This is a genomic window from Endozoicomonas atrinae, from assembly GCF_001647025.1.
Lineage (GTDB): Bacteria > Pseudomonadota > Gammaproteobacteria > Pseudomonadales > Endozoicomonadaceae > Endozoicomonas > Endozoicomonas atrinae.
Genome location: NZ_LUKQ02000406.1, coordinates 1 through 3444 on the forward strand (window position 1 = coordinate 1; position 3444 = coordinate 3444).

A 3444-nucleotide genomic window follows, 5' to 3' on the forward strand; every position below is an offset into this window, starting at 1 on the left:
AGTACTGGATACGGTATCGCCTCAAATCAACCGGCGAGGAATTTGTGACAGGGACGGATAGAGGCCAGTTCTCATCCCATGAGATTAAGGCTGTAGAAGACAAAAGCCTTTTGACGGATGAGAAGTTAAACGGCCTGAAAGCGCAATTCGATGGATTGATTGAAACCTACCAATAAGAAGGAAATTCCCATGAGCAAAGTAATTTCACTGGAAAAAAATTCACTCATTCCGGCAGCAATTCCCACTCCTCAAATTGAGGAGTGGCCAAAACAGGGGGCTGAGATGAACGATTTGAAAGAGCAGTATGACGGAGCATTAAAGACAAGCAATCAAAAGAAGGAAAAAAACATGATTGAAATAAACACTCTTGATCAAGCTGAATTGGTTCTGCGCAGAAACAACCTGGTTATCAATGAACTGGTTGAAGGGAAAAGTCTGCTGGATATATGTGGTTATAGTTATACAGAGAAAAATTATGGCCAGAGATTACAACGCCAGGTTATTGCACATAACTTTATAGAAAATAGAGATTTTTATTTATCCACCATCAATGGTGGAAAAGGCAGGCCGCAGAAAATCTGGGAGTTTACGGTTGACGCAGCTAATCATGTACTTCTATCTGCAATGACACCTGAAGGCAAAAGAGCAAGACAGGAAGCCATTGAAGAGCGAAAAGCAAAACAAAGATCAGAGAAAGGGATCAATTGGGAAATGCTTTACGAAAAAATGGATGAAGTATTTGGTCATTCCATTTTCTCAACATTAAATTCACACGATCAGGATCAAAGAGTCTCTGCTGCGGAGCAAAGAATTGAAGATATAGAGCATCAGCTGGAAGACCCAACCAACCGTATCCATTTGACCGAGCCACCAGAGGGATACGCCTGTGCTTCTGTATTGCAGGAGTTCATCCCTTACAGCTTCTCCTTTGTTAAAAAGACCATCCGATACTTCAAACTTACACCCGTCTATTACATCACCCAATCCGCAGAGGGTGAGCGCTATCCAGTCCGCTCATACAACATTGAGGACTTTATGACTGCCGCTGAACTGGTGGAAGAAGAGGCGAAGCAGATTTCCCGTTGCTACAAGGAGCATCCTATCGTCGGTCGCTTCAGAAATCGGTAAGGCATCAAAACATCAATTCCAGTTCCTCAAAATTGATGAACTGAAAAAGGACGGCAACAAATGGACATAACCAAAACCTATCGCTTTATCCCGGCCAGTAACCCGCCAACAGAAAAGTTAGATATTGTTGGCTACCACCCTGACAACGGCTTTTGCTTTACCACGTTTGAAGACGGAGAGTTTTATCCACAAGTAACCCACTATATGAAAGTGGATGATTCACCCTTTGACCGCTATGCCGAGGCTGCGACCAGTGAAACCATCGACCAGCTTGAAAGCCAGTTAGAGAGCCTGCAAAACCAGACCATCCAACTCCGTGACCTGTTCGCCATTGCCGCACTGGTCGGAGAGTTTGCCGCTAACCGTGGTACGACCATCGAACAGGCCGTGAACTTTTCCTACACCATCGCTGACCGGATGCTAAAGGCGAGGGAGGCTGGTGATGAAAGTTAGATGCTATTCGACGACTGATGATTTGGTGCATGACATTACTATTGATGGTGAGGGAAGAAGCTCCAATATTCTCAAAGTTGAATTTAAGCAGGTGCCGTTTGTTGATAAAGCATTCATCAATCGAATACTCGATGCTCTGATGCATGAAGTCAGGGAGCAGTTTATGGCATGGAATGCTGATAATGAATTTGGCCGTAACCCGACTTATTTTGACCGGAAGAAGGCCGAGCGCACTGCCATCAAAATTATTGAAGATATGAAGCGAGGCTCCAATGGCTTATGAACTCCGCTGGTATCAGTCGGAGGCCATTGATGCGATCTATCAATACTTCAGCGCCTCCGATGGTAACCCGTTAGTCTGTGTCAGTACTGGTGGTGGCAAGTCGGTCATCATTGCTGATTTTATCCATGGTGTATTAAAGCACTGGTCAGACCAACGGTTCCTGATTCTCTCTCATGTGAAAGAGATCATTGAGCAGAACCATGAAAAGATCGTCACTCTCTGGCCAGAGGCTCCTACTGGTATTTACTCGGCCTCTATGAAGTCGAGGGATACGGACGCACAGGTATTGTTTGCCAGTATTCAGAGTGTTCATAAACGGGCGAAGGAGTTGGGCTTTTTTGATCTGGTGTTGGTTGACGAGTGCTTCACTGGTGAAACCCTCATTAGTACTCCGACAGGATCAAAACCAATTAAAGATATATCTGTTGGTGATGAAGTCTTGAATGCTTTCGGCATAGGCAGAGTAGAAGCCAAAGCTATTAAGCAGCCATCTTCATTAATGTCCATCAACTTAAGCAATGGCCAATCCATTACCTGCACTCCCAACCATCCTTTTTTTACTGACAAAGGATGGATGCCTGCATCACAAACTAAAGGATTAGAGCTTTATGATTACAAGAAAGTGCGCCAACTGCGGGAAAGAATTTCAAGTGGCGAAGGCTTGGATAAAGAAAAAGAACTGCACTCAACTTTGTGGAACGAGGTTCGCATTGAAAAATCGTACACCAGAACGCAGAAAAGAAATTGCTCAGAAAATAATTACAACCCGTTCCAAGAACAACAGCAACGGTATGTTCAGAAAAGAGGTCAGGGAGAAGGTTTCGGCAACTTTAAAAAAGATGGGACACAAGCCACCTGTACATGGAGGAAACGGCAGAGGCTTAACCGTTCCACAGGAGAAATTGCTAAGGATACTTGGAAAAGAATGGAAGCCAGAGCTTTCTATTGCGACCAAGAAAAAGAGAGAACAGGGTTATCCCTATCACTACAAGATAGATATTGCTCATCCAGAGAAAAAGATAGCAATAGAGGTAGACGGAAAATCCCACAACTGTATCAGGGTTCGGGAGGCCGACAAGAGAAAAGAAAAACTACTAAAGGAATTAGGGTGGAAAGTGTATCGAGTATCGAACTCTCAAGCCCTGAAGCTGTGTATGACCTGCAAGTCAGCGGACACCCTTCTTACTTCGTTAATGGAGTGCTCGTACACAACTGCCACCTAATTAATGCAGGTAAAGGCGAGTCGATGTACTCTCGCTTGATCGAAGGCCTTCGAGAAATAAACCCGGCACTGAAAATAGTCGGCTTTACCGCCACCCCTTATCGGATGAAACAGGGCTTGCTGACGGAGGGGAAGAATCCGCTCTTTAATGAGATTGTCTACGAGACAGACATTCAACGACTAATAGACGATGGTTTTCTATCGCCGCTCCGTTCCAAGGCCGGTAAGGAAAAGATCGACCTTAATGGCGTGAGAACACGGCAGGGTGATTTTCTCACAAGCGATATGGAGGATGCCGTAAAGAAAAATGATGTGACGGAAAAAGCGGTCACTGAAATCATCGAGTACGGTGAGGACA

General features: G+C 44.7%; 4 protein-coding genes. All 4 read left to right on the forward strand.

Annotated elements, in window-relative coordinates; translation table 11 throughout:
* Positions 1–189 precede the first annotated feature (189 nt).
* Positions 190–1128 (forward strand): hypothetical protein, encoded by a 939-nt coding sequence (locus tag AK963_RS27025; protein ID WP_066018441.1) that lies wholly within the window; start codon positions 190–192, stop codon positions 1126–1128.
* Between the two features lie 60 nt (positions 1129–1188).
* Positions 1189–1581, forward strand: coding sequence for a hypothetical protein (locus tag AK963_RS27030; RefSeq protein ID WP_066018442.1), 393 nt, complete (start codon positions 1189–1191; stop codon positions 1579–1581).
* The gene (locus tag AK963_RS27035; RefSeq protein ID WP_066018443.1) at positions 1571–1864 is read left to right on the forward strand and encodes a hypothetical protein; all 294 of its coding nucleotides are present in this window, start codon (positions 1571–1573) and stop codon (positions 1862–1864) included. Before AK963_RS27030 ends, AK963_RS27035 begins: the two co-directional genes overlap by 11 nt.
* Positions 1854–3444: DEAD/DEAH box helicase family protein (locus AK963_RS27040; protein WP_175404683.1), on the forward strand; the 1591-nt coding region annotated here is incomplete at its 3' end. The genes AK963_RS27035 and AK963_RS27040, both read left to right, overlap by 11 nt.